This window comes from Nonomuraea sp. NPDC050153 (assembly GCF_044460125.1).
Lineage (GTDB): Bacteria > Actinomycetota > Actinomycetes > Streptosporangiales > Streptosporangiaceae > Nonomuraea.
In genome coordinates this window covers 255160-276446 of the sequence record NZ_JBITJQ010000012.1, presented here as the reverse complement: position 1 = coordinate 276446, position 21287 = coordinate 255160, and the positions used below count along the sequence as shown (strand labels likewise).

Sequence of the window (21287 nt, the reverse complement as noted above, 5' to 3'; positions counted from 1 at the left end):
CAGGATCATTCCTCACCCGGACCAGGTAGACAACGTTGTCAAGCGTTATGCGAGAGTGGTCCTCTATGTCGTTGAGATCTGCCGTGCTGGTGATCGGGGTCGTGCTGGCCGCGCTCAACCTGCGCCCCGCCATCGCCGGTGTCTCCCCGCTCCTCGACGAGATCATGAAGGACGTGGGCCTGTCGCCCGCCGGCGGCGGCGCGGTCACCACGGTCATGGTGGTCTGCCTCGGCGTGTTCGGGCCGGTCACGCCGCTGCTCGCGCGGCGCCTCGGGCTCGACCGCACGCTGCTGGCCGGCCTGCTGGTGATCGCGGCGGGCCTGACGCTGCGCGGCCTCGACGGCGCGCCCGTGCTCTACCTCGGCTCGGCCCTCGCCGCCACGGCCATCGCCGTCATGAACGTCTCCATGCCCGCCGTCGTCAAGGAGCACTTCCCCACCCGGGTCAACCTGCTGACCGGCGTCTACGTCGCCTCGGTGGTGGCCGGCGCCACCCTCGCCTCGGGGCTGGTCATCCCCATCGAGCACGCCACCGGGTACGACTGGCGCGGCGTCTCGGCGCTGCTCGCCGTGCCCGCCCTGCTGGCCGCGCTGTTCTGGCTGCCCCAGGCGCTGCGCAAGCAGAGCGGGGCGCAGAACGGGCCCAGGCCGTTCGGCGTGGTGCTCAGGAGCCCCGTGACCTGGGCCGTGACCGCCCTCATGGGCCTGCAGTCGCTCACCTTCTACGTCATGCTGGCCTGGCTGCCGACGATCTTCCTGGAGGCCGGGCTCCCCGCGGACCAGGCCGGATACCTGCTCAGCCTGACGAACCTGGTCCAGGTCCTCACCTCGCTGGCGATCCCCGTGCTGGCCGGCCGGCGGGTCTCGCAGGTGCCGTACGTGGTCGGCGCCGGGGTGCTGACCGTGTTCGGCTACCTCGGCATGCTGCTGGCCCCCATGGCCGCGCCCTGGGTGTGGATGATCGTGCTGGGGATCGGCCAGGGGGCCTCGCTCGCGCTGGCGCTGCTGATCATCGCGCTGCGGCCCGCCGATCCGGCCACCGTGACCGCGCTCTCGGCCGTGGCCCAGTCCGTCGGGTACGTGATCGCGGCGCTGGGACCGATGCTGTTCGGGCTCCTCAGGGAGGTCTCCGGCGGCTGGACGGTGCCGCTGCTGGCGGGGCTGGGGGTGCTCATGGTGCAGATCACGGCTGGGTGGTTCGCTGGACGGCCTGCTACCTTAGGTAAGGCTAACCTTTAGGGGGATTCAGGGTGCTGACCGAGACGCTCCAGCGGGTCGCCGACGCGCGTGGCGGGGTGCTGGGCGTCGAGCCAAACCTGGTCATCGAGCCGGACGAGAGCTGGACGCCGGTCGCCGAGCTGCTGCGGGAGCCGTACGCGCGGCTGCTCGGGCTGATCGACGAGACGGCGGCGCGCTGGAACGCGCCACGCCACGTCGGCGCCGCGCTGTTCTGGAAGACCTACGGCTACTGGCACACGATGCCCATGGCGCTCGGCTGGGCGCTGGACGGGCGGGTGCCGATCATGCGGCCGGCGGACACGTACTTCAAGGTGTCGGAGGCCGGGGTGACGATCGCGGCCACGCGGGTGAGCTGGTCCGCCGACGCCGCCGCGATCCGCGAGGCGCTCGCCGAGTCGCAGCAGCCGCTGGTGACGGCCATCGGTTCGGTTGCCAAGGTAGGCGAGCGGACGCTGTGGGGATCGACCGCGGAGGCGCTCGCCCACCCGCTGACGTCGATCGTGCCGGGCGACTACCTGCGGCTGCTGAAGGAGATCGGCCCGCCGGTCGACGGGCTGATCGAGCCCGCCGGCGACGGCTACTTCCGCAGGACCTGCTGTCTGTGGATCACGTTGCCCGACGTCGAGCCCTGCGGAAGCTGCTGCGTGCTCAGGCCACCACGACGTCGTCCAGCGGCCTGAGCTCGTCGGCGTAGCTGACCGAGACGCGGCGCATGACGCCGGTGTCGTCGATGGAGTACTGGCCGAGCCGCCACAGCGGCGGCGAGTAGGCGTGGATGGAGACGCTCTCGTCCACCGCGCCGTTGAGCCGGTGGATGTGGTCGGGCCCGAACGAGAACGACTGCCCTTCCGAGACCACGGTCTCCAGGTGCTCGCCGCCGATGCGCGGGTTGCACTCCGCCAGCGCGCCCTGCACCACGTGGACGGCGCCGGAGGAGATGTCGTGGTCGTGCCAGCCGGTGTCGTCCTCGGGACGCCAGCAGAGCAGCCAGACGTCCACGTACGCGTCGCGGTAGAGCGAGGCGTAATGCCTGCCGCCGTCCTCGGGGAACTCAACCTGGTCCCGCCACTCCTCGGGGTGTGCGGCCAGTTCGTTCACCAGGTCGCGCAGTTCGCGCCGGTCGAGCGTGCGTTCGGGCAGTTGGGCACAGGTGCCCCCGTCCTGGATCTGCTTCGTGCTCACGTACGAGTCTCCCTTCTGCTGCTTATGGCCTTCACTCCGTGAAGGCGGGCTCGGTCGCTGGGGAGCCGTTGCCTTCCCTCGTCGCTCTGGTCGCTGCGCTCCCGGCGCTCCTCAGTCCAGGCAACGGCGCTCCCTCGCCAGTAGTCGACGGGGGTTGGCGACCCGGATGGCGTGGCCGGCGGCTGCGCCGAGTCCGGGGTCGGATGCGGTGGCGTAAGGGGCGTCCGAGCCGTTGACGACGACGTCGATGCCCAGCTCGCGGACGATCGCGTCGATCGCCCGCGGGCCGTAGGAGGAGGTCTCCACGAAGAAGCCCGGATCGACCAGGCCGCGGGTGCCGCCGCCCCTGGCGATCAGGCGCTCCGAGTGCAGCGGGGCCAGCCCCGCGAGCGCCGCGAAGCAGACCCGCAGCTCGGGGTGCCTGGGCCGGACGACGGCGTGGAAGTAGTGCCAGGCGGCGTGCAACTGCTGCACGTACGACACCACGGCCGGCCACCAGGGCGGCGTGCCCGGGGTCTTCGCGGCCGGGCCCGGGTGGACGAACAGCGGCAGGTCCCTGTCGGTCAGCACCTCGAGCAGGCCGTCGTCGGGCACGGCCGTCGCGGGGAGCTGCAGCCCGGCGAAGCCTCGGTCGAGGTCCCGGGCCAGGCGCTCGGGGTCGGGCCGGCTGAGGCAGGTGGACGCCCAGGCCCCGAACGGCTCGCCCAGCGCGAGCGCGCCGTCGTGGTAGGCGTCGACGACCGGCCAGGACTCCTCGGGCGGCAGGAACTCGATGCCCAGCGGGCTCGACGGCGACACCAGCGCCAGCTCCAGGCCGGTGGTGTCGCGGTGTTCGAGGTCATGGGGGTCGATCTCGAACGGGGGCTCGCCGTCGAGGAGCAACGTCCAGCCGTCGACACGGGGAGGGGCCGAGCGGGCGCGCAGGGCGTCGACGAGCGGGCGCGTCCAGACATGCTGATGGACGTCGATGCTCACGACTCCTCCTTCCCCTATTTCCTACTAACATTACAGGTAACCTGCGCCACCTTGCGACACCGGGCGGTGAAGCGTTTCAGTGATACGGTTCAGTGAACCGCTTCACAAGGCCGTTTGTCAACGGCTCGGGCGGCTGTCGCCGGACCCGGGAACGCTGACCAGCCCGGCCTTCCTGGTGAGGCAGCGGTCTGCCGGGGGATGCTCACTATGGAGGGCAAAGCCGACAATCCCCTGACGCGAAATCGGTTCTGTCGCTCCTAGCGAATAGGCTGGCTTAATGCCTCGCAAGAGAGCCACGATCCGGGAGGTGGCTCAGGCCACTGGCCTGTCACCGGCTGCCGTCTCGTATGCGCTGCGTGGCCTGCAGGTTTCCGAGGAGACCATGGAGCGCGTACGCGCTGCGGCGGCCGAGTTGGGCTACGAGGCCGACCCCATCGCCAGGGCCCTGGCCAGCGGGCGCACCGGCATGATCGGCCTGCTGTGCGGCTCGCTGGAGGACCTGTGGCAGCAGTCCCTGGCGGTCGGCATCAGCCGGGGGCTGCGGGAGAAAGATCGCTATGCCCTGATCCTAGACGCGGTGGGCGATCCCGCCCGCGAGCGGGCCTTCGCCCAGCGGCTGCGCGACCAGCGCGTCGACGGCCTCATCGTCCAGCCCATCGATCCGGCGGCGGCGTTCTGGCCCGAGCTGTGCGAGTCGCTGCCGGTGGTCGCGATCGGCGACTCGATCGCGGGCACGGCCGGGGAGGTCGTCTTCGACAACCGGCTCGGCGTGACGCTGGCGCTGGAGCACCTGCGCGCGCTGGGCCACCGGCGCGTCGCCGTCCTCACCCCGACCCGGGCCAGCACGCCCGACCGGCCCGCCGACGTGCACGTCACCGCCGAGGCCGACCGGCTGGGGCTGGACATCGAGGTCGCCACCGCCCCGCACGGGCTGGCGGGGGCCACGGCCGCGGCGCGGGAGCTGCTGGCCGGTCAGGGGCCGAGCGCGGTGTTCTGCTTCGCGGACTCGATCGCCTACGGGGTTTACGCGGCGGCTCAGGAGCTGGGGCTGTCCGTTCCCGAGGACGTGTCGGTCATGGGGTATGACGACCACCCGATGTCCGGGCTGCTCACGCCGGGCCTCACGACCGTCGATTGGGACATCGACGGGATCGTCAAGGCCGCGGTCCGCCTCATCTCGGCCGCGACGGACGGGGGGACCCGGCGCCGGCGCGTCGTCCAGGCACCCACCCTCCGCGAACGGGGGTCGGTGGCCCGGGTGCCCTGACGCACCCCCGGCCTCGCTTCGGGCGCGTTCCCGGGGTGCGACCTCGTGACCCCGGTTGCGAGGGTCAGAGGGGCGGGTGGGGGGCGAGGGCGTGTCGGGAGGCGGTGAGGTCGTCGGTGAGGGGGCGGTCGGGGGTGGGGGTGTTGAGGGCGCGCAGGGCGGCGGTGCGCTCGCAGGCCAGGACGATTTCCAGGGGCTCCAGGCAGCGCAGCGCGTGGCGGGCGGCCTGGGTGGCGAAGCCCGCGTGGTCCTCCGTGCCCAGGGAGATCACCGCCACCCCCGTCGTCACCGGCGTCGCGAGGTGGCGGAGTTCGGCCAGGGCGTCCTGAGCCACGTACTCCAGGATCAGCGCCCCCGACGCCCCCGGGCGGTCGGCGAGGAAAGGGTGGCGGCCGGTGTAGGCGGGGTCCATGAGGGTGGCCAGGCGGGCGGTGCTGAGCTGGGCCGTCTGCACGAGCGCGGCGCGCAGCGCGTCGAGCGCCAGCGCCACCGGGACCGAGTGGAAGTTGCCGTTGTGCCAGGCCAGGGAGCCGGAGATGAGGGGGTTCTCGGCGGCGGCGTTGAGGTCGATCTCGATGGCGGCCGTGGCCCGGTCGAGGGCGTCCACGACGGTCCCGTGGACCTGGGCGAAGGCCCGGTAGCCGTACGGGTCCTGCACGCGGGTCGCCAGCTCCTGGGTGAGCAGGCCGCGCAGGCGGGCGGCCACGGCGGCCTGGCCGGGGTGGGGACGGGCCTCCTGTACGGCGGCGGCCAGCGGCTCGGCCGAGGCGCCCACGGCGGTGAACGACATCGCGGCCACGTCGACGACGGCCTCCAGGAGGAGACGGAGGCGGTGGCAGGCGATGGCGGCGTCGGCCAGCGTGGCGGCTCCCGAGCTGATGAACGGCAGCGCGTCCTCAGGGGCGAAGGGGAAGTGGGGAGCGGGGGCGGCGGGGGACTCGGGGTGCCAGGGGAGCTCGCCCAGCAGGCACAGGGCCGTGGTGGCCAGGGCGGACAGGTCGCCGGTGCCGATGGCGCCGTACGTCTGGATCGGTGGGGTGAACCCGCCGTTGATCGCCTCGGCCAGCACCGGCAGGACGGCCGGGTCGATGCCGGAGCCGCCGGCGAGGAGCTGGTTGAGCCGGACCACGAGCATGCCCCGGGCGCGGGCCAGCGGGATCAGCGGGCCGGCCCCGCACACGTGGCTGCGCAGCAGGTCGAGGCCGGGTTTGTCGAGGATGACGCCTCTGTTGGCCCCCACGCCGGTGCTCCGCCCGTACACGGGACCCGTGAGTTCCTGAGCGGTGGACCACGCGGCCCGGGCCCGATCCAGGGATGCGATCGTGACCCGGGCCCCGTCGTACGCGGCCTCGTGGACCTGCGCGCAGGTCAGGCCGGCGCCGTCGAGCTCCACCGGCGGCTCAGTCGCCGTCGGGAATGAACAGGCCCAGCAGCCAGCTCACCACGCTGATGATGATCGCGCCCCAGAAGGCGGCCGGGTAGAAGTTGTCGACGTGGAAGGGGATGTCGAGCTGGCTCGAGATCCAGCTCGTCAGCAGCAGCATGGCCGCGTTGATCACGAGGAGGAACAGGCCCAGCGTCAGGACGATGATCGCGCACCCGAGGGCCTTGACGATGGGCTTGACGATCGCGTTCACGATGCCGAAGATCAACGCCACGATCAGCAGGACGCCCCAGTATTTGGCGGAGTTCGTGGAGGTGCTGACCCCGATGCCGGGGACGAGTTGGATGGCCACCCACAGGGCCGCCGCCGCGGCGATGGTTCTGATGATGAATCTCACGCTGCTTGATCCTCCCACCTGAGATCGGCACTCCGATAGTGGCCCGGCCACTACGATTCCCAACGGTTACCGGGAGTAGTCGCCGGTTATGGTCGGCCCAACTCGGGAAGAGGCGTCCAGGGGGAGGGATCGAGATGGACGCGAACGGGCTCGAGTCGTTGCCGGCCGACGAGTTGCACGATCGGGCGGTGCGCTATGCCGTACGCCACGGGGATCTGGGGTTCCTCTGGGACCTGCTGAAGGTGATCCCGGCCGCCGAGGCCGCCAGCGGTCACGGCACCGAGGCCGCCAACGACCTGAGCAGAGTCTCCGCGCTGCTCAGCGATGCCATCGCCTCCGGCGAGGGCCAGCTGGGCGAGGCGCTGCGCCCGATCTACATAGATTATTTGCGCAAACATCCCGACGCCTGACCGTGCTGTTCGGGGCTGCCCGGGGCGGCCCGGGGCCGGGGCGCCGGGGGGTGGCTTCGCAGTGCCGGTGCGGGCCACCCTCCGTGACCAGGCGGGCGCGGCCCGCTCAGCCCGCCAGGCGGGCCTCGGCGCCGCTGTATTCGGCGAAGCCGGGCGTGCTGACCTCCTGCCCGTCCCGGGTGATGATCATCGTCTGGTACGGCCCCGCCGCCAGGTCGGCCGCGAAGCGCCTGGCCAGCATGGGGCCCATGGCATAGGCGGCGGTGGCGTACGCGTCGGCCATGCCCAGGTCGGGGCCGATCACGGTGACCGAGCCGAGCCCCTCCTCCACGGCCCCCGTGTGCGGGTTGACGATGGGCGCGCCGCCGGAGGTGGCGATGCCGAGATCGTGGGCGAAGACGACCTTGCGGGCCAGGCCCTTGCGCGGATCGCGGATGCCGACGCGCCAGCGCTTGCCGGGGGCGGCCGAGCCGCGCACCCTGATGTCCTCACCCGCGCTGATGCGGTGATCGCCCGCGCCCGCGTTGACCAGGGCGCGGGAGAGCCGTTCGAGCGCCCAGCCCTTGATGTAACCGGACGGGTCGATGACGCCGTTGATGCGGGCCTCGAAGTAGCCGTCGGTGGCCTGGCTGATCTCGTCGCAGCGGTGGAGGACCTCGATGAGCTCGGGGATCTGCTTGATCGTCTGGCCGCGGTTGAGCCGGCCGATCTGGCTGTCCTCTTTTACCGGGCTGAAGGTGTCTTCCACCCACCTCAGCCAGGAGAACGCGTCATCCAGCAGGGGCGTCAGCTCGCGTGCCGGGAGAGCGGTGCGGATGTCCACACTGACCGGCATGCCCATGACCATCTCGACACGGGCGCTTCCGGGGAAAGTCGTCACCTTGCCTCCTTGTCCGCAGCCCACCGTTGCAGATGGCGCGTAATGTGAAGCTAAACCTTTTGCCGTGATTTGAAATAAATCTGTGATCTTGGGACAGCGAGGCGTGACAATGCGCCGCCCACGTACCTCTTGAACTGCCGCGGACCGGCCACCACCACGTCGCGCTCGGCGATGTCGGGAATCTGGCGGCTCAGGCCGGAGGCGCTCAGGCGCTCCTTGGCCCGCGGGTCGTGTTCGGCGCCCTCGATGAGGATGAGCCCGTATCGGGCCTCCAGATCGCGCAGTTCGGCGGTGGCCCGCTCGGTCCGGTAGACGGCCACGATGTCGGGCGCCCCGGTCAGCCGCTCGCGCAGGGCGGCCGCGTCGAGGCCGGTGGCGATCAGCAGGGTCGGCCTGGTCGTGTGGACGACCTGGTGGCTCCAGACCGCCATGACGGCGGCCATCCCGTACAGGATGAGCGAGCCCGCGCGGCTGAGCTCGGTGACGTACGCCGTGGAGCTGAACTGGTGGGCCACCAGTAGCGCGCCGGCGAGATAGCTGCCGAGCCGCAGGCGCTGCCTGGCCTCCTCGGTGCGGAGGTAGTCGGCGGCCTTGACGGTGAGCACGCCGAGCGCGACGAGCAGCGCCGCGGCGGCGTAGGCGGTGGGCCGCCACGGATAACCGAAGCCCGGCTGGATCGCCCCGAACTCGGCAACCGCGACGCCGCACCAGAACAGGACGGGACCGTGGTTCGCATTCGCCTCGCTAGCCATGCCTCTCACGATCCTGAACGAACATTAAAGGTTTCTGAGTAGGGTCTGAAACATGGCTAACGTGCGTGTCGAACGGACTGACGACGGTGGATTCCGGGCCACGAACGCCCGCGGCGCCGAGGTGCGGATGGGTGGCGGGGACGAGGACGGGGTCTTCACCCCGGTGGAGTTGCTGCTGGCGGCGATAGGCGGATGCAACATCGTGACGGTCGAGCCGCTGACCGCCAAGCGGGGCCACCGGCTGGTCCGCCTGGCCATGACGGTGCAGGCGGAGAAGGTCGAGCCGAGCAAGCTCGGCCCGGTCACCGTCACGTATGACGTCGAGCTGCCCTCGGAGGAGGCCGGCGAGGTGTTCAGGGCGGTCGCGGAGCGGGTGCACGAGAAGTACTGCACGGTGAGCAGGTCGTTGCAAGAAGGTACGGAGGTTCGGTTGGAGCTTCCGTAGTTGGATTAAACAGATATTCGACCCCGTTATGACGCGACCGTTGCATTCGTCTCGGTAACGTTGTAGCAGGTCAAGAGGCCAATAGACCTTCACCGAAGCGGACGCGGAGGGGGACCGCGGTTCGCCAGTGCGGGACCGCCGGCGTTTTGGGGGAATCGCCGGCCTGGACCGCCAACGATCGGGCCGGGCAGCTTTGGGGGAACTGCCCGGCCCGATCTATGCGTAAGCTCCCCATACGTGAACAAAGTGCTCATTGACTGCGACCCCGGCATCGACGACGCGCTCGCCCTGGCCCTGGCGGCCGGATCTCCTTCCCTGGACGTGGTGGGCGTGACCACCGTGGGTGGCAACGTAGATCTCTCCTTGACCACCGCGAACGCCCTCGCGCTGCGGGAGTTCCTGGACATGGGGGATGTCCCCGTGACGCCGGGCAGCGCCGGCGCCCTGCTGGGCGAGGCCGTGCGCGCCACCCGCGTGCACGGCACCACGGGCCTGGGCGGCGCGGTGCTCCCCGCGCCGCAACGGGGGCCCTCCGACGGCCACGCGGTGGACTTCATCGTGGACACCCTGAGGGCCGCCCCCGGCGAGATCACGCTGGTGGCCGTGGGCCCGCTGACGAACATCGCCCTCGCCGTACGCCGCGAGCCGCGCGTCGTGGAGTGGGCCCGCGAACTGGTGATCATGGGCGGCTCGTTCACGCGCGGCAACTCCAACCCGGCGGCCGAGTTCAACATGCTGGCCGACCCGGAGGCGGCCGCCATCGTCTTCGGCGCCGGGTGGACGGTGCGGATGCTGGGGCTGGACGTGACCTTGTCCGCCGTGGTGACCTCGGACGTCCTGGACCGGATGCGGCCCCTCGGCAAGCTGGCCGAGCTGCTGGTGCCCGCCGCGCAGTTCTACGGGGTGGTGACGGCCGAGGGCGGGCCTGCCATCCATGACGCGTGCGCGGTGGCGTACGTGCTCGACCCCTCCCTCTTCACCTGCGTCCCCGCCGTGGTGAACGTCGAGACCGCCGGGCTGTACACGCGGGGGATGACCGTGACGGACTTCAAGGTGAGCGAGCAGGACGCGAACGCGCTCGTGGCCACGTCGCTCGACGTCAAGGGGTTCTGGGAGCTGGTGCTGGGAGCGTACGGGAGGTTGGCGGGGCGGCTCGGATGATGTGCGGGCAGGGTTCAGCGGCTGATACAGTTACACCTGTTGCGCCGCTAGCTCAGTTGGTCAGAGCAGCTGACTCTTAATCAGCGGGTCCGGGGTTCGAGTCCCTGGCGGCGCACAGCGAAAGCCCAGGTCACCCAGGTGGCCTGGGCTTTTTTTGAGCGCACCGGGCTCAGCCGCCGGCGCCCGGCCCCAGCAGGCCCGCCTCGTAGGCGGCGACGGCGGCCGCGCGGTCGTTCACGTCGAGCTTGGCGAAGATGTGCGGCAGGTGCGTCTTCGGGCCTCGTCCATGAAGTGGGTGACCAGCACCACGGTCACGCCGCGGTCGCGGATGCTTAGGGGGTCGGCCCGTCGATGGGATAAACCCGACCGCGCATATTGAATCGCGGCTTTCCCACCCCTAGCGAACCCTTAAACGGTCATGCGCCGAGATCTAGGAGTTCGCGGCGGACCGGCCCGCTCCGGCGCCGGACAACCCCTACCGCCGCGTATCCCCACCAGGGGACGGCCCCGAGATAGGGGGGTCATGGGGTAACCGGGAATAGCCGTCCGTGTGACACTCGGGATGTGCTGTTAATCACATCCAAGGGAAAGGCCCGGACGTTATGAAACGCATACGGCTGAGAAAGGCCACACGGATCACGGTGCGAAATGAGGAGCCGGACATGCGCACCCCGTCCGGCCGGCTGCTGCGGTTCTAGGAGCTCCGGATGACGAGCGAGATCACCGCGCCGGCCATCGGCCTCGCCACGCTGCTCGACCAGGACCCCGCCTTCCGCCTGCACGCGGGCGGCAAGCTGGAGACGCGCCCGTCGGTGCCGGTGCGCGACGCCGGCGACCTGTCGCTCGCGTACACGCCGGGGGTGGCCCGCGTGTGCACGGCCATTGCCGAGCGGCCGGAGTTGGCCGACGACTACACCTGGCGGTCCAACGTGGTCGCCGTGGTGACCGACGGCACCGCCGTGCTCGGGCTCGGCGACATCGGCCCGGCCGCGGCCATGCCGGTCATGGAGGGCAAGTCGCTGCTGTTCAAGCAGTTCGGGGGCGTGGACTCGGTGCCCATCTGCTTGGACTGCACGGACGTCGACGACCTGGTGGACACGATCGTGCGCCTGGCTCCGTCCTTCGGCGGCATCAATCTCGAGGACATCAGCGCCCCGCGCTGCTTCGAGGTGGAGCGCCGGCTCAAGAAGAGGCTGGACATCCCGGTCTTCCACGACGACCAGCACGGCACGGCGATCGTGGTGCTGGCCGCGCTGCGCAACGCGGCGAGGCTGACCGGCCGGCGGCTGTGGGACCTGCGGGCCGTCGTGGCCGGCGCGGGCGCCTCCGGGCTCGCGGTCGCCGGCACCCTGGTCAGGGCCGGCATCGCCGAGGTCGTCGTGTCCGACAGCAGGGGCGTGATCCACCAGGGCCGCAAGGACCTCAACACGTACAAGGCGCTGATCGCCACCTGCACGAACCGGTCGGGTCACACCGGCACGACCGAGGAGGCCATGGCGGGGGCGGACGTCTTCGTCGGCCTGTCGGGCGCCACGGTCAGCGAGCGGGCCGTCGCGTCGATGGCGCCGGACGCGATCGTGTTCGCCCTGTCCAACCCCGAGCCGGAGATCCACCCGGAGATCGCGCGGGAGCACGCCGCCGTCGTGGCCACCGGGCGCAGCGACTTCCCCAACCAGATCAACAACGTGCTCGCCTTCCCCGGCGTGTTCAAGGGCGCCCTGTCGGCGCGGGCCGTGGAGATCACCGAGAACATGAAGCTGGCCGCGGCGCACGCCCTGTCCACCGTGATCGAGGAGGAGCTGTCGGTGGAGCGGATCATCCCGGAGCCGTTCGACCCGCGGGTGGTGCCCGCGGTCGCCGCGGCGGTGGCCGACCAGGCCCGCCGCGACGGGGTGGCCCGCCTGCGTGGCCTCTGACAGCGCGCACCGGCGGGGCGCCCGGCTCCCCCTGGAGACCGGGCGCGGGACGGGGTCAGACGTAGTAGCCCTCGACGGGTACGCGTGCCTCGTCGTACAGGGCCGGACCCTCGGCGGGGGCGTCAACGAAGGCGCTGCCCGGGGGCTTGAGGCCGTCGAGCTGCTCGCCGGACAGCGCGTAGACGACCCGCCCCAGGCCCGAACGGGCGATCGCGCCCGCGCACATACCGCAGGGCTGGCAGCTGGTGTACATCGTGGTCGTGGCCGCTGCGGCGGGGTCGAGCTCGCGGGCGGCCCACCGGGCCAGCTTCAGCTCCGGGTGCGCGGTGATGTCGCGGTCGGTGAGCGTGCTGTTGCGCTCCTCGACCAGGATCGACCCGTCCGGGCCGGCCAGCAGCGAGCCGAACGGCGGGTTGCCGCCGGCCCGGGCCTCCGCGGCCAGCTCGATGGCACGGCGCAGGAGTCCCTCTTCGTCGTGGGTCACGCTCATCCTCCGATCACGGGCATCTCGCCACATTTTCCACCACCCCCGGCTCTGACCGGGCGGGGGTCACGGCTCCTGGAGGCGGCGGATCATGGCCTGCTTGGCCGCCGCGAACTCCTCGTCGGTCAGCACCCCGGACTGATGCAGCTCCCCGAGCTCCCTCAGGCGGCGCAGGACCGCGTCGTGCACGTCGTCGGAGACGGGCGGCGGCGGAGGAGGCGGCAGCTCGGCCTCGCGCGGCAGCTCGGCCTCGCGCGGCAGCTCGGCCTCGCGCGGCAGCCGGGCCAGCACGGCCGCGGCGACCAGGGCCGTCGTGCCGCCGAAGCGCTGGATGCCCCACGACACGCAGTGGAGGTCCTTCTGCGGCGGCTGCGCGGGCCCCTCGTCCTTCACGCGGAAGCGCAGCGTGCCGTACCCCATGCCGGACTGCGGCTTCCACTCCACCCCGGTCACGTCCGACAGCGGGAACTCCTGCGGCCCCGCCTTGTCCTTCTCCGCGCTCGCGAACCCGGTCCACTCCAGCCGCACCCGCTCCCCGTCGAAGAGCGCGGTGCCGTCGCCCGCCGTGGCCGAGACGGGCACGGCGGGCCCGGCCAGGAGGTAGTCCTCGCAGGCAACGGTGGGCATCTGGTAGACGAGCAGGGTGTCGCGGACCTCGTCGGCGAAGTATTCGGCCGCGCCCGCGCGGCTCTTGGGGACGGCCAGCCGGTACGGGTCGGCGGGCGGCCCGAGCAGCCCCGCCACCGCGTCGGAGAGCGGGTCGGCCCCCCTCCGCAGCCGCATTCGCACGTGGCCGCCCTTGCGCGACGGCTCGAACGCCATGCTCGCGATCGCCTCCAGCGGCACCACGACCTCACCCAGCGTCCTGCGCAGCTCGTGCACGCCCTTGTCGCTTCCGGGGACGATGCGCAGAAACTCGCCGTTGAACGTCCACGAGCCGTCGGCGACGGCGATCTCGGCCATATTCTCAGCCTAGGACACGCGGGGTCGAGAGGAGCGGGATGGAGATCTTCACGAGCTGGTCGTCCTGGGCGCAGGCGGAGGGCCCCCTGAGCGAGGCGCTTCCGCCTGGGACCACGGAGTCCCTGCGCGACGCGGTGGCGTTCGCCCGCACGCAGCACGGGGTGCAGCAGCGGCCCACCGGGCGCCCGTACCTGGAGCATCTGCTCGAGGCGCTGGAGGTGGCCGTGGTCGGCGCCGAGCTGACCGACAGGGACGTGCTCGTGGCGATCGTGCTGCACGACGTGCTGGAGGACACGCCGTGCACCGAGGCGGAGGTCGCGCGCAGGTTCGGCCCTGACGTGGCCGAGCTCGTGCGGTGGGCGACCAGGCCCCGCGGGGTCGCGAAGGCCGACTACCTGGGCTCGCTCGTGCGGGCGCCGCTGCGCGCGGTGTTCGTGAAGCTGGCCGACCGGGTGAGCAACGTGCAGGAGCTGCAGCGGATGCCGTGGCGGTTCCAGCGGCGCTACTACCTGGAGACCGTCGCGTACATCATGCCGCTGGCCGGGGCCCACCCCTGGTTCGCCCGATGGTACGGGGAGTGGCGCACGCGCTGGCATCCCCGCGTGGAGCGGCTCAGCGCGTACTAGCGGCCGATCCTGGCCACCCGGTTGCGTACGCCCTCGAAATGGGCGTGTACGGCGGCCACGGCCGCGGCCCGGTCGCCGGCCAGCACGGCCGTGTAGATGTCGCGATGGCGCCTGACCACGTCGCCCGGCGGCTCGTCGGGCGCGCCCAATTCGTCGCGCAGCTGGTAGTAGACGTCCCAGAACGCCCCCAGGAGCTGGCTCACCAGCGGGTTGCCGAGCGGGCGGTAGAGGAGGTCGTGGAAGAGGCGGTCGGTCTCGGGGGAGACCGGCCCGGCCGGCGCCTCGGCCTCCATCCTGGCGATGACGTCGGCGACCGGCGTCAGGTCGACCTCGGGCCCCAGCTCGATGAGGCGCTCCACGAGGCCGCTCTCCAGGATCTCGCGGATCTCGACCAGGTTGGCCAGGTGGTTCTTGCCGTTCTGGAGGGTGATGCGGCTGTGGAAGGTGAGCTCGTCCACCAGCCCCGCCAGCGACATCCGGCCCACGAACATGCCGAAGCCGTGGCGGATGTCCACGATGCCGACCGCCTGCAGGGCCTTGAGCGCCTCCCTGACGGAGTTGCGGCTGACCCGCAGCTCCTCCATGAGCTCCGACTCGGTCGGCAGGGGATCTCCGGCCACCAGCCCACGCCGGACGATCAGGTCCTTGACGCCCTCCTGGGCCTCGACGGCACGGCTGGGCCGCGCCGGACGTGGAACAGCCGTCATGAAAATCCCTTTCGTCGTAGGTAACATTCCGGAAATCTTCTGTTGACCTCAAGGTGGGGCAGCATCTAGCGTCCACGTTACGGTAAAGATAGGACATGGGATGTCCCACGTTCTACCCCTCAGGAGGCATCCGTGAGCTCTGAGTTCAGCCGCCGCGACTTCCTGCGTTACAGCGGGGCGACGGGTGCGGCGGCGTTCGTCGCGGCGACACTTTCCGCATGTTCCGGCGGCCCGGCCTCGACCGGATCGGTCGGCGCCGGATCCAACAAGGACCTGATCACCGCAGTCATCGGATACGGAAACGACCAGAGCTGGGACCCGACGCAGACGGCGTCGGCGTTCGCGATGGCGGGGATCAACCACATCTACGAGGGGCTGCTCGACACCGACCCGATCACGCGCGAGCCGTACCCGGCCCTGGCCACCGCCCTGCCCGCCGACCTGAACGCGACCTCCTGGAAGTTCACGCTCAGGGACGGCGCCAAGTGGCACGACGGCCGGCCGGTCACCGCCGACGACGTGGTGTTCACCTTCGAGCGGATCCTGGGCCCGGAAAACGTCCTGGCCGGCAACTTCTTCAAGTCCTGGCTCCAGGAGGTGAAGAAGGTCGACGACAAGAACGTCGAGCTGGTCTTCAAGTTCCCCTTCCCCGACGCGGCACCCAGGCTGACCATCGCCAAGATCCTGCCCAAGCACGTGTTCAGCCAGGCGGGCGCGTGGGACAAGGCCAAGAGCGGCATGACGATGGGCTCGGGGCCTTACAAGCAGACCGCCCACAACCCCAAGTCCAACACCACCTTCGAGGCGTTCGACGGCTACAACGGCCCGCGCCCGGCCACGGCCAAGAAGATGAACTGGCTGACGATCGTGGACGCCGCCGCCCGCGTGGCCAAGATCTCCGGCGGCTCGGCCGAGGCGCAGATCGCCGACAACATCCCGTACGCCAACGTCGACCAGCTCAAGCAGCAGGGCCTGACGGTCGAGGGCGGCAAGGGCATGAACCACATGTTCCTGATGTTCAACACGGGCGCCAAACCGTTCGACGACGTACGCGTCCGCCAGGCCCTGCACTACGCGATCGACAAGCAGAAGATGATCGACGTGGCGCTCAAGGGCCACGGCACGGCCTCCAGCTCCTTCCTCAACGAGGGCAACCCCGACTACAAGCGGGCCTCGGTCGTCTACGACTACGACCCGGACAAGGCCAAGGCGCTGCTGGCCGAGGCTGGCGTGAAGGACCTCACGATCAACCTCATGGCCGTGAACGTGAGCTGGATCGCGGACTGCCTGCCCACGATCGCCGCCTCCTGGGAGGCCATCGGGATCAAGACGACGCTGGAGCCGCAGGACACGGCCGCGCTGTTCGCCAAGATGGACCAGTTCCAGGACTACCAGGCGGTCGCCGCCGCCTCGAACCCCAACCAGTTCGGCATGGACGCCGACCTCATCCTGCACTACAACTACGTGCCCGGCGGCCTGTGGATGAAGTACAGCCACTGGGACGGCAGCGCGGACGCCAAGAAGCTGTTCGCGATGATGGACGAGGCCAGCAAGGAGACCGACAAGGCCAAGCGGACCGAGCTGATCCACAAATATCTGGACTTCGTGGCCGAGCAGGCGATCCTCTATCCGGTCGTGCACAACGAGCTGATGACCGCCTGGGACCCGAAGAAGCTGTCCGGCATCCGTGCCCAGCCCTACCCGGGCATCAACCTGCTGCAGGCCAAGAGGACATGACGCTCGTCGCCAGGATGCTGCTGCGGCGGCTCCTCATGCTGATCCCGCTGCTGCTCGGCGTGGTCGCGTTCGTCTTCGTCGTGATGCGCTTCTCCAACAGCAAGCCGGAGTACGCGTACTTCCAGGGCGCGAACCCGACCCCCGAGCAGATCCACCAGTTCCAGCTCGAGAACGGCCTGCTGGACCCGCTGCCCCTGCGCTATGTCCGGTTCGTCGCGGACCTGGCCCAGGGCGACATGGGCACCAGCGTGCTCACCAAGCAGCCGGTGGTGGACTCCATCACGACCGCGCTGCCGCTGACGCTGCAGCTCACCTTCCTGGGCCTGGCCGTCGCGGTGGTGCTGTCGCTGGTGTTCGGCGTCACCGCGGCGCTGTTCCGCGACCGCTGGCCCGACCAGATGATCCGCGTGGTGTCGCTGATCGGGGTGGCGGCGCCGTCGTTCTGGCTGGCACTGCTGATGATCCAGTACCTGGCCGTCGGCCAGGGCCTGTTCCCGACAGGCGGCTACATCAACCCGGCCGACTCCACGGCCGGGTGGCTGCAGTCGATGACGCTGCCCGCCCTGTCGCTGTCGCTGCCGATCGCCGCCCAGCTCACCCGCATCATCCGCACCTCGATGGTGGAGGAGCTGGACCGCGACTACGTGCGTACCGCGGTCGGCAGCGGCCTGCCGCCGATCGTGGTCGTCGGCAGGAACGTGCTGCGCAACGCCCTGATCACCCCGCTGACCGTGCTCGGCCTGCGCATCGGCTACCTGATCGGCGGCACCGTGGTCATCGAGACCATCTACGGCCTGCCCGGCATGGGCCAGCTCATGATCAGCGCCGTGCTCAACGGCGACCCGGCCGTCGTCCAGGGCGTGGTGCTGACCATCGCGGTCGGCTTCATGGTCGTCAACCTGGTCGTGGACATCCTCTACCTGCTGGTCAACCCCCGCCTCAGGAGCGCCGCATGAGACGTGGACTGACGGAGCGGCTCTCCCGGCCGGGCGCCGGCCTGCGCCGCCTCAAGCCCCTGTCGTGGGTCGCGGTCGGCATCGTCGCCGTGGTCGTGCTGGGCGCGCTGCTGGCGCCGTGGCTCGCGCCGCACTCGCCGTACGTCCAGGAGGCCACGGGTGGCGGCCCGTCGGCCGCGCACTGGATGGGCCTCGACAGCGCCAACCGCGACATCCTGTCCAGACTCCTGTACGGGGCCCGCTGGTCGCTGATCATCGGCCTCGGCGCGACCGGGCTCGCCCTGGTGGCCGGGGCGATCGTCGGCGCGACCGCGGCCACCTCGCGCAGGGCCGTGGACGAGACCATCATGCGCCTGCTCGACATCATCATGGCCTTCCCCGGCATCGCGCTGGCGGCCGTGCTGGTGGCGGTGTTCGGCGGCAGCATCCCGGTGCTGGTCATGGCCATGGCCTTCCTGTACATGCCGTCCGTGGCCAGGGTCGTGCGGGCCAACGTGATCGCCCAGTACGGCGAGGACTACGTGGCGGCCGAGCGGATCATCGGGGCGCGCACGCCGTACATCGTCGTCAAGCACGTCGCGATCAACTGCGCGGCGCCGGTGCTCGTCTTCTGCACGGTCATGGTGGCCGACGCGATCGTGTTCGAGGCGTCGCTGTCGTTCATCGGCGCCGGCGTCCGCCCGCCGAACCCCTCCTGGGGCAGCGTCATCGCCGACGGCAAGAACCTGGTGCTGCTCGGCGGCTGGTGGGCCACGGTCTTCCCCGGCCTGCTGATCCTGCTGACCGTGCTCGCGCTCAACATCCTCTCGGAAGGCATCTCCGACGCCTGGGCCGCGCCCGCCGCCCGCAAAATCGTCCCGAAGAAGGACGACGCGTTCGAGCGGGCCAGGCCCGGGTCCGGCGAGGTCGTCGAGCTGCCGGGGCTGGCCGAGGCCGCCCGCAGGCTGGCCGAGCGCGCCCGCCCGCTCCCGCAGGGGCCGCCGATCCTCACGGTGGAACGGCTGCGGATCGGGTTCGCGGACGGTGTGGACATCGTGGACGGCATCGGCTTCGAGGTGCACCCGGGCGAGGTGCTCGGCCTGGTCGGCGAGTCGGGCTGCGGCAAGTCGCTGACCGCGCTGACCATCATGGGCCTGCAACCACGCGAGGCCCGCGTCAGCGGGCACGTCCGCTTCGACCAGCGCGAGCTGCTCTCGGAGTCGCGCCGCGCCCGCCGCCGCCTGCTCGGCCACGAGATGGCGATGATCTACCAGGACGCCCTCTCGTCCCTGAACCCGGCCATGACGATCAAGGCCCAGCTCAAGCAGCTCACCCGCAGGGGCGGCCGGCGCACCCCCGCCGAGCTGCTCGAACTGGTCGGCCTCGACGCCCGCCGCACCCTGTCCGCCTATCCCCACGAGCTGTCGGGCGGGCAGCGGCAGCGGGTGCTGATCGCGATGGCGCTGTCGCGCGACCCGAAGCTGATCGTCGCCGACGAGCCCACCACCGCGCTCGACGTCACCGTCCAGGCGCAGGTCATCGAGCTGCTGCTGAAGCTGCGCGAGGAGCTGGGGTTCGCGCTGATCCTCGTCTCGCACGACCTCGCGCTGGTCGCCGACGTCACCGACCGCGTGGTCGTCATGTACGGCGGCCAGATCGTCGAGACCGGCGCCACGGCGACCCTGGTCGGAGCGCCCGCCCACCACTACGCCCGCGGCCTGCTGGGCTCGGTGCTGTCGCTGGAGTCGGGCGCCGAACGGCTCACGCAGATCCCCGGCGTGGTGCCCGCCCCGGCCGACTTCCCGCCCGGCTGCCGGTTCGCCGACCGGTGCCCCATGGCCACGGACGTGTGCCGTACCGAGGCTCCGGTGCTGACGGGGGACACCACGCACGCGGTGGCCTGCCATCATCCGGCGCTCGTAGGGAGTGAGCAGCGTGCTTGAGCTGAAGAACGTGCACGTCGTGCACAAGGCCCGCTCGGGCGGCCTGTTCTCGCGGGACCGCGTCCACGCGCTGACCGCGGCCGACCTCGGGGTGAGCCCCGGCGAGACGGTCGGGGTCGTGGGCGAGTCGGGCTGCGGCAAGTCCACGCTGGCCAGGGTGCTGGTCGGCCTGCAACGGCCCACCCAGGGCACCGTGAGCTTCCGCGGCAAGGACCTGTGGGCGCTGAAGGAGGCCGAGCGGCGCGCGCTGATCGGTTCGAGCGTCGGGATGATCTTCCAGGACCCGTCCACGGCGCTCAACCGCCGCCTGCCCGTCAGGCAGGTGCTGCGCGACCCGCTCAACGTGCACCGCCGCGGCACCCCCGCCGAGCGCGACGCCCGCGTACGCGAGCTGCTCGACCTGGTGGGCCTGCCCGCCAGCGCCGCCGACGCGCTGCCCAGCCAGCTGTCCGGCGGGCAGCGCCAGCGCGTGGCCGTGGCCAGGGCGCTCGCGCTCGAACCCGAGCTGGTCGTGGCCGACGAGCCCACCAGCGCGCTCGACGTGTCGGTCCGTGCCCAGATCCTCAACCTGTTGCTCGACCTGAAGGAGCGGCTCGGGCTCGCGCTGGTGTTCGTCTCGCACGACATCCAGACGGTACGCAGGATGAGTGACCGCGTGGTCACCATGTACCTCGGCAGGATCGTCGAGCAGGCGCCCGCGAAGGCCGTGCCGATGGGCGCCCGCCACCCGTACACGCGGGCCCTGTTCTCCGCGACCCCGGGTCTGATCTCGCCCATCAACCCGATCCCGCTCGTGGGCGTGGTGCCCTCCGCCACCAAGCCGCCGAGCGGCTGCCCGTTCCGCACCCGCTGCTGGCGGGCAGATCACCTCTGTGCCGAGGACTGGCCCGCGGCGCAGACCGAAGGCGACCACCTCTTCCACTGCCACCACCCGGTGGCGGCGGGAGCGACCGACGTAGAGCTGATCCAGGAGCGTGTATGACTTTGACCGGTGTCATCCCCCCGGTTTGCACCCCTTTGACCCCTGACTATGAGGTGGACGCCGCCTCGCTGGTCCGGCTGGTCGACCACCTGCTGGAAGGGGGTGTGGACGCGCTGTTCGTGCTGGGGTCGTCGTCGGAGGTGGCGTACCTGACGGACGCGCAGCGGCGGGTGGTGCTGGACACCGTGGTCGGCCACGTGGGCGGGCAGGTGCCGGTGCTGGCCGGGGTGATCGACATGACGACGCCGCGCGTGCTCGAACACGTGCGGGTCGCGGCCGGGGCCGGGGCGTCGGGGCTGGTGGCGACCGCGCCGTTCTACACGCGTACCCATCCGGACGAGATCCGCACCCATTTCCGGACCATCGCCGCGCGGGGCGGTCTGCCGGTCTACGCGTATGACCTGCCGGTTTCCGTGCACACGAAACTGAGCGCCGAACTGCTGCTCGGGCTGGCCGCCGAGGGAGCGCTGGCCGGAGTGAAGGACTCCAGCGGTGACGACGGCGGTCTGCGGCAGGTCATCCTGGGCCGCGAGGCGCCCTTCAGCGTGCTCACCGGGTCCGAGGTGACCGTGGACTCGGCGCTGTGGATGGGCGCGGACGGCGTGGTGCCCGGCCTGGGCAACGTGGACCCGCAGGGATACGTCGAGCTCTACCGGTGCGCGTCCCGGGGCGACTGGCAGGCGGCCAGAGCGGAGCAGGAGCGCCTGGTCAGGCTGTTCGAGATAGTCCGTGTAGGCGGTTCACGCATGGGTGGCAGCTCGTCAGGCCTCGGGGCCTTCAAGGCCGCACTCCACCTACGCGGCGTCATCGACTGCCCGATCACCGCGCTCCCGCAGATTCCGCTCAACGACGACGAGGTCGGCCGGATCGGCAAGCTCCTGGCTGCCGCCGGACTGCTCTGAG

The 21287-nt window shown here is 70.9% G+C and carries 22 protein-coding genes and 1 tRNA gene; 14 read left to right on the top strand and 9 right to left on the bottom strand.

Features of this window, described 5'->3' with window-relative positions; translation table 11 throughout:
* Positions 1–65 precede the first annotated feature (65 nt).
* Together ACIBQ1_RS29045 and ACIBQ1_RS29040 are read left to right on the top strand one after the other, a co-directional pair.
* Entirely contained in the window at positions 66–1238 is a 1173-nt protein-coding gene (locus tag ACIBQ1_RS29045; protein ID WP_397282430.1) for a CynX/NimT family MFS transporter, read from the top strand.
* An 11-nt stretch (positions 1239–1249) separates the two neighbouring features.
* Positions 1250–1918 carry a hypothetical protein gene (locus ACIBQ1_RS29040; RefSeq protein WP_397282429.1) on the top strand — a complete coding sequence of 223 codons (669 nt, stop codon included), beginning with the start codon at positions 1250–1252 and terminating at the stop codon, positions 1916–1918.
* Here ACIBQ1_RS29040 and ACIBQ1_RS29035 read toward each other — a convergent pair.
* Both ACIBQ1_RS29035 and ACIBQ1_RS29030 read right to left on the bottom strand, forming a co-directional pair.
* The gene (locus tag ACIBQ1_RS29035) at positions 1887–2420 is read right to left on the bottom strand and encodes a cysteine dioxygenase (RefSeq protein WP_397282427.1); all 534 of its coding nucleotides are present in this window, start codon (positions 2418–2420) and stop codon (positions 1887–1889) included. The genes ACIBQ1_RS29040 and ACIBQ1_RS29035 overlap by 32 nt on opposite strands.
* A 111-nt stretch (positions 2421–2531) precedes the next feature.
* Positions 2532–3395, bottom strand: a complete 864-nt coding sequence (locus tag ACIBQ1_RS29030; RefSeq protein ID WP_397282425.1) for an amidohydrolase family protein — start codon at positions 3393–3395, stop codon at positions 2532–2534.
* A gap of 307 nt (positions 3396–3702) precedes the next feature.
* Between ACIBQ1_RS29030 and ACIBQ1_RS29025 the strand changes: the two genes are divergently transcribed.
* Positions 3703–4662, top strand: coding sequence for a LacI family DNA-binding transcriptional regulator (locus tag ACIBQ1_RS29025; RefSeq protein WP_397282423.1), 960 nt, complete (start codon positions 3703–3705; stop codon positions 4660–4662).
* Positions 4663–4726: 64 nt separating this feature from the next.
* Here ACIBQ1_RS29025 and ACIBQ1_RS29020 read toward each other — a convergent pair whose 3' ends face one another.
* Positions 4727–6055 carry an aromatic amino acid lyase gene (locus tag ACIBQ1_RS29020; protein ID WP_397282422.1) on the bottom strand — a complete coding sequence of 443 codons (1329 nt, stop codon included), beginning with the start codon at positions 6053–6055 and terminating at the stop codon, positions 4727–4729.
* Between the two features lie 7 nt (positions 6056–6062).
* Positions 6063–6443: a phage holin family protein gene (locus ACIBQ1_RS29015; RefSeq protein ID WP_397282420.1), complete on the bottom strand. Its 381-nt coding sequence runs from the start codon at positions 6441–6443 to the stop codon at positions 6063–6065.
* Between the two features lie 134 nt (positions 6444–6577).
* Here ACIBQ1_RS29015 and ACIBQ1_RS29010 point away from each other — a divergent pair, with 134 nt between their 5' ends.
* The gene (locus ACIBQ1_RS29010; RefSeq protein WP_366317918.1) at positions 6578–6853 is read left to right on the top strand and encodes a hypothetical protein; all 276 of its coding nucleotides are present in this window, start codon (positions 6578–6580) and stop codon (positions 6851–6853) included.
* 106 nt (positions 6854–6959) lie between these two features.
* Here ACIBQ1_RS29010 and ACIBQ1_RS29005 read toward each other — a convergent pair whose 3' ends face one another.
* Together ACIBQ1_RS29005 and ACIBQ1_RS29000 are read right to left on the bottom strand one after the other, a co-directional pair.
* On the bottom strand, positions 6960–7733 hold the full coding sequence (locus tag ACIBQ1_RS29005) for an FAD:protein FMN transferase (RefSeq protein ID WP_397282419.1): 774 nt from the start codon (positions 7731–7733) through the stop codon (positions 6960–6962).
* A 50-nt stretch (positions 7734–7783) separates the two neighbouring features.
* On the bottom strand, positions 7784–8485 hold the full coding sequence (locus ACIBQ1_RS29000) for a hypothetical protein (RefSeq protein WP_397282417.1): 702 nt from the start codon (positions 8483–8485) through the stop codon (positions 7784–7786).
* Between the two features lie 52 nt (positions 8486–8537).
* On the opposite strand from ACIBQ1_RS29000, the gene ACIBQ1_RS28995 reads away from it, so the two are divergent.
* The 4 genes from ACIBQ1_RS28995 to ACIBQ1_RS28980 all read left to right on the top strand — a co-directional run bounded on the left by ACIBQ1_RS28995 (position 8538) and on the right by ACIBQ1_RS28980 (position 12007).
* The gene (locus tag ACIBQ1_RS28995) at positions 8538–8930 is read left to right on the top strand and encodes an OsmC family protein (RefSeq protein ID WP_355380065.1); all 393 of its coding nucleotides are present in this window, start codon (positions 8538–8540) and stop codon (positions 8928–8930) included.
* Positions 8931–9167: 237 nt separating this feature from the next.
* Positions 9168–10091: a nucleoside hydrolase gene (locus ACIBQ1_RS28990; protein WP_397282415.1), complete on the top strand. Its 924-nt coding sequence runs from the start codon at positions 9168–9170 to the stop codon at positions 10089–10091.
* Positions 10092–10132: 41 nt separating this feature from the next.
* Positions 10133–10206, top strand: a tRNA-Lys gene (locus ACIBQ1_RS28985).
* 592 nt (positions 10207–10798) lie between these two features.
* Positions 10799–12007, top strand: a complete 1209-nt coding sequence (locus ACIBQ1_RS28980) for an NADP-dependent malic enzyme (protein WP_397282414.1) — start codon at positions 10799–10801, stop codon at positions 12005–12007.
* Positions 12008–12062: 55 nt separating this feature from the next.
* Here the strand turns inward: ACIBQ1_RS28980 and ACIBQ1_RS28975 are convergent, their stop codons facing one another.
* Together ACIBQ1_RS28975 and ACIBQ1_RS28970 are read right to left on the bottom strand one after the other, a co-directional pair.
* The gene (locus ACIBQ1_RS28975; protein ID WP_397282412.1) at positions 12063–12497 is read right to left on the bottom strand and encodes a nucleoside deaminase; all 435 of its coding nucleotides are present in this window, start codon (positions 12495–12497) and stop codon (positions 12063–12065) included.
* 60 nt (positions 12498–12557) lie between these two features.
* A complete protein-coding gene (locus ACIBQ1_RS28970) occupies positions 12558–13454 on the bottom strand; it encodes a DUF4429 domain-containing protein (RefSeq protein WP_397282410.1) in 897 nt (298 codons plus the stop codon).
* A gap of 38 nt (positions 13455–13492) precedes the next feature.
* On the opposite strand from ACIBQ1_RS28970, the gene ACIBQ1_RS28965 reads away from it, so the two are divergent.
* Positions 13493–14080 carry an HD domain-containing protein gene (locus ACIBQ1_RS28965; RefSeq protein WP_397282408.1) on the top strand — a complete coding sequence of 196 codons (588 nt, stop codon included), beginning with the start codon at positions 13493–13495 and terminating at the stop codon, positions 14078–14080.
* On the opposite strand, the gene ACIBQ1_RS28960 is transcribed toward ACIBQ1_RS28965, so the two are convergent.
* Positions 14077–14787, bottom strand: a complete 711-nt coding sequence (locus tag ACIBQ1_RS28960) for a FadR/GntR family transcriptional regulator (RefSeq protein WP_397282407.1) — start codon at positions 14785–14787, stop codon at positions 14077–14079. The two genes, ACIBQ1_RS28965 and ACIBQ1_RS28960, sit on opposite strands and share 4 nt — an antisense overlap.
* 132 nt (positions 14788–14919) lie before the next feature.
* Between ACIBQ1_RS28960 and ACIBQ1_RS28955 the strand changes: the two genes are divergently transcribed.
* From ACIBQ1_RS28955 to ACIBQ1_RS28935, 5 genes are read left to right on the top strand one after another with little or no spacing between them, the layout of a single operon-like run.
* Positions 14920–16524, top strand: a complete 1605-nt coding sequence (locus ACIBQ1_RS28955; protein WP_397282405.1) for an ABC transporter substrate-binding protein — start codon at positions 14920–14922, stop codon at positions 16522–16524.
* The gene (locus tag ACIBQ1_RS28950; RefSeq protein WP_397282403.1) at positions 16521–17480 is read left to right on the top strand and encodes an ABC transporter permease; all 960 of its coding nucleotides are present in this window, start codon (positions 16521–16523) and stop codon (positions 17478–17480) included. The genes ACIBQ1_RS28955 and ACIBQ1_RS28950 overlap by 4 nt, the downstream gene beginning before the upstream one ends.
* Positions 17477–19402, top strand: a complete 1926-nt coding sequence (locus ACIBQ1_RS28945; protein WP_397282401.1) for a dipeptide/oligopeptide/nickel ABC transporter permease/ATP-binding protein — start codon at positions 17477–17479, stop codon at positions 19400–19402. The genes ACIBQ1_RS28950 and ACIBQ1_RS28945 overlap by 4 nt, the downstream gene beginning before the upstream one ends.
* A complete protein-coding gene (locus tag ACIBQ1_RS28940; RefSeq protein ID WP_397282399.1) occupies positions 19395–20384 on the top strand; it encodes an oligopeptide/dipeptide ABC transporter ATP-binding protein in 990 nt (329 codons plus the stop codon). The genes ACIBQ1_RS28945 and ACIBQ1_RS28940 overlap by 8 nt, the downstream gene beginning before the upstream one ends.
* Positions 20381–21286 (top strand): dihydrodipicolinate synthase family protein, encoded by a 906-nt coding sequence (locus ACIBQ1_RS28935; protein ID WP_397282397.1) that lies wholly within the window; start codon positions 20381–20383, stop codon positions 21284–21286. The genes ACIBQ1_RS28940 and ACIBQ1_RS28935 overlap by 4 nt, the downstream gene beginning before the upstream one ends.
* Position 21287: the final 1 nt, after the last annotated feature.